The sequence below is a fragment of the Acidiplasma cupricumulans genome (assembly GCF_001402935.1).
Lineage (GTDB): Archaea > Thermoplasmatota > Thermoplasmata > Thermoplasmatales > Thermoplasmataceae > Acidiplasma > Acidiplasma aeolicum.
In genome coordinates this window covers 1-3,462 of the sequence record NZ_LKBH01000053.1, presented here as the reverse complement: position 1 = coordinate 3,462, position 3,462 = coordinate 1, and the positions used below count along the sequence as shown (strand labels likewise).

The 3,462-nt window shown below is 37.9% G+C and carries 3 protein-coding genes; all 3 read right to left on the bottom strand.

Features of this window, described 5'->3' with window-relative positions; all coding sequences use genetic code 11:
• Positions 1 to 58 precede the first annotated feature (58 nt).
• A complete protein-coding gene (locus AOG55_RS01860) occupies positions 59 to 2,059 on the bottom strand; it encodes a xanthine dehydrogenase family protein molybdopterin-binding subunit (protein WP_055040824.1) in 2,001 nt (666 codons plus the stop codon).
• Positions 2,046 to 2,531, bottom strand: a complete 486-nt coding sequence (locus AOG55_RS01855; protein WP_054963809.1) for a (2Fe-2S)-binding protein — start codon at positions 2,529 to 2,531, stop codon at positions 2,046 to 2,048. The genes AOG55_RS01860 and AOG55_RS01855 overlap by 14 nt, the downstream gene beginning before the upstream one ends.
• Positions 2,515 to 3,462 (bottom strand): FAD binding domain-containing protein (locus AOG55_RS01850; protein ID WP_236688951.1); only part of this gene is annotated, 948 nt, incomplete at its 5' end. The genes AOG55_RS01855 and AOG55_RS01850, both read right to left, overlap by 17 nt.

Below are 3,462 nucleotides of genomic sequence, written 5' to 3'. Positions count from 1 at the left end.
TTATAATCTAAAAATGTAAATGTCCAAAAAAATGATTATCAATGAATTAATATTTTTATTAATCCATGCATTTATTAAATAATTTTAAATCATCAATCGGGAATTTTGTAACCCTCTTTTTTGTCTGCAATTCTATTGACCTTGCAAGTGCACTTGGTATTCCTATCATGGGTGATTCTCCAATGCCCTTTGCCTTTGATGGAAATTCCGATGGATTTTCAACAAGTTCTATATTAAATTCTGGAATCCTATCTGCTGTTAAAAGCCCGGCATCTGCAATATTGTTTGTTATCAGCTGCCCATCATCTGAATACCTCATCGTTTCACATAATGTCTCGCTGATGGCCTGAAGACTTCCACCGTGGATTGAACCAAGGACATTCTTACGGTTTATTACCTTGCCAAGATCATAATATGCATAGACCTTTATGGAGTTAATATCATTGATATCACATGAAACCATGTTAAAGTTTACAGAATTTGCGTTGTAATCTATTTTGTAATAATAATACTCATTAAATTCGTTTTCCAGTAAAAGTTTGCTATCATATTTACCGAATTTTTTGATCACATCATTCTTTATTATTTCAGCAGTTTTCATTAAAACTGACGTATGTGTAATTCCTGATCTAGATCCCCATGTACCAGTGCCGTCCTTTAATGTCACCGTATCATCATATTCCAGTGAAATTAAATTTTTATCTATGCCAAATTCATTACTAAGTATTTCCTGTGTGAATAGTTCATGACCCTGGCCGGAAACATCACCACCAAAATAAACATGCACCCTTCCATCCTTTACATGTATTCTGCATGATTCACCGGGCGCAGTGTCCTCATCAAGGATGAAAAGTGATATGCCAAGCTTTTCCTTCTTTGATAGGTTATAGTAATCGAAATGTTTTAATGCAGCCTCCAGGAATGGTTTTGTTGGGTAATTCATGTCAAGGCCAAGTGGGGATTTAAATGGTTTTTCTGTTGCATTTTTCAATCTTATATCGGCAATATCCATATTAAGCCTGTCTGCAAGCAGATCAATCATTCTTTCCATGATGATTGATGCCTCTGGTTTACCAGCACCACGGTAGTAACCATTCAAAGATTTGTTTGTAAGCACATACTTTGCAGTTAAATGCGCATTTTCAATAAAATAGGGGCCAGTAACCTCGTGAACAACATTTCCCATATCGACCTTATCAGCATCAGCATAGTATGCACCAGAATCCAGATAAACTGTACCATCAAGGCCTGTAATCCTGCCATCCTTTTTGGCGTAAAGGGTAATGTCTGCCATTATGCCCCTTCCAGCATGGGCGGATTGCAGATGCTCTGTTCTTGTTTCTATCCACTTAACGGGCCTTTTATACTTCATTGATGCGTAACAGGCTATTATATACTCTGGAAATAGCAATGCCTTAAGTCCAAATGCCCCACCGGTATCAACATGATAAACATTAACCTTATCCTCAGGGAGGTTAAGTGCCTTCATTATGCCAGCCTTCATCCTGTGAACCGACTGGCTTGAAATGTATACATTAAGCACACCATCGCGGTAATCTGCAACTATCCCCCTTGTTTCCATTGGATTCGCAAGAACACGATCCATGAATATTGAGTCGCTAACCTTTAAATCAAAGTCAATATCCTTTTCACTGAATTTTTTTCCAATTTCTTCAGTTTCCATAATATTGTCCTTCATTCCATGCCTCACAGGCGGGTGTTTTAATGCCTCATCAATTGATGCAACTGCGTCAAGGGGCTCGTAATCGACCTCAAGTGTATTTACCAGATCCTCTGCCTCATATCTGTTCTCGGAAAAAAAGGCGGCAACGCACTGGCCAACATAATTTACCTCATCAATTGCAAGCACTGGCTCTCTCATGGCATGATCATCAAGGGTGTAATATGCCTTTAATTCAGATGAATTTAACCCGCCCTTTATATTTTTTATTCTTGCATGTGCATATGGGCTTCTGGCAATGGCCATGTAAAGCATATTATCCATTTTAATGTCATCTATATATTTTCCCTGGCCGTTAACAAATCTATTTAGATACATTTATCTCCTCCCTCTGCCTTAATTTTTCCTCTGCCTTTTTAACAGAATCGATAATGGTTCTGTATCCTGTGCACCTGCACAGATTACCTCTAAGGTTCTTTTTTATGTAGTCCTCGTCTATGTCCCCTTCCGCATTTTTTATTAAGTAATATGATTGCATAATCATGCCGGGGGTACAGAAACCGCACTGCAGTCCCTCTTCCTCAACGTATGAATCCTTAACAGCATTTAGATCAGGGTCATTGCTTTCTATTGTTGTTATTTCATGATTGTTTGCCTGAACTGCCAGAACGGTGCATGATTTAACTGTTTTTCCATCCATTAAAACCGTACAGGCACCGCAGTTGGTTGTATCGCATCCTATATGTGTTCCGGTTAAACCAAGCTCGTCCCTCAAAAAACTTACAAGCAGCATGCGTGGCTCGACATCCTTTTTATATTCCTTCCCATTTACCTTAATGTTTACCATCATTTAAAACACCATATACCTCTTTTATTCCATTTTTAAACATTTCATTTAAAATCTCCATTTTATGGTCCTTAGTGCCGTTAACATCATCCTCTATATCAATATATGATTCCAGTTTTTTAAATGCAGATTCAAGTGTGTTATCATCCGGCTTTTTTCCCTTTAAAAATTCCTCAACGTCAACAGCTTTAACCGCAGTTGTATTTAAATTTGTAAGTCCTATGCCCAAATCATTGATTGTTTTGTCATTCCCAACTGACATATTCACTGCTATGGCGAATACCGGAAAATCGCTTGAAAGTGTTGTAAACTTGAAGTATTTGCCATAATATTTTGAATAGTCACCTATAATAATTTTTGTTAAAATTTCATTTGGTCTGACATCGGTCGTGTATGCATCTTTAAAGAAATCTGTGGCCTTAACAGTTCTAATACCTGAAGAGCCGGTTATTTCAAACTCAGCATTTAGTGCAAGCATAACAGCTGGCATATCATTCCTTGGGTCTGCCTCACAGACATCACCACCTATTGTCCCCATGTTTCTAACCTGCGGATCAGCTATTTTTGAGGCCGCATCAGATAAAAGATTGCACTTCTGTTTTATAAGCCTATTTCTTGCAACCTCTGCAGTTCTTACCATTGGGCCTATCTTTAATCCATCAGAACCATCTATAAAATTTAGTTCCTTTATGTTGGCTATATCTATAATATTTGGAATGGATGTGAACCTGAGCTTTAAAAGAGGTATTAGGCTCTGACCCCCTGCAAGTATCTTGGCATCATCCTGGAATTTATCCAGCAACTTTTCCAAACTTTCAATATCTTCTGGCGCAAAATATTCGAATTTATCCGGATACATTACTATAATATTTGGAATGGATGTGAACCTGAGCTTTAAAAGAGGTATTAGGCTCTGACCCCCTGCAAGTATCTT

Excerpts from the sequence above, each read along its gene's own strand:
- AOG55_RS01855 (WP_054963809.1), bottom strand. The coding sequence starts at position 2,531 with ATGATGGTAAACATTAAGGTAAATGGGAAGGAATATAAAAAGGATGTC.
- AOG55_RS01860 (WP_055040824.1), bottom strand. The coding sequence starts at position 2,059 with ATGTATCTAAATAGATTTGTTAACGGCCAGGGAAAATATATAGATGAC.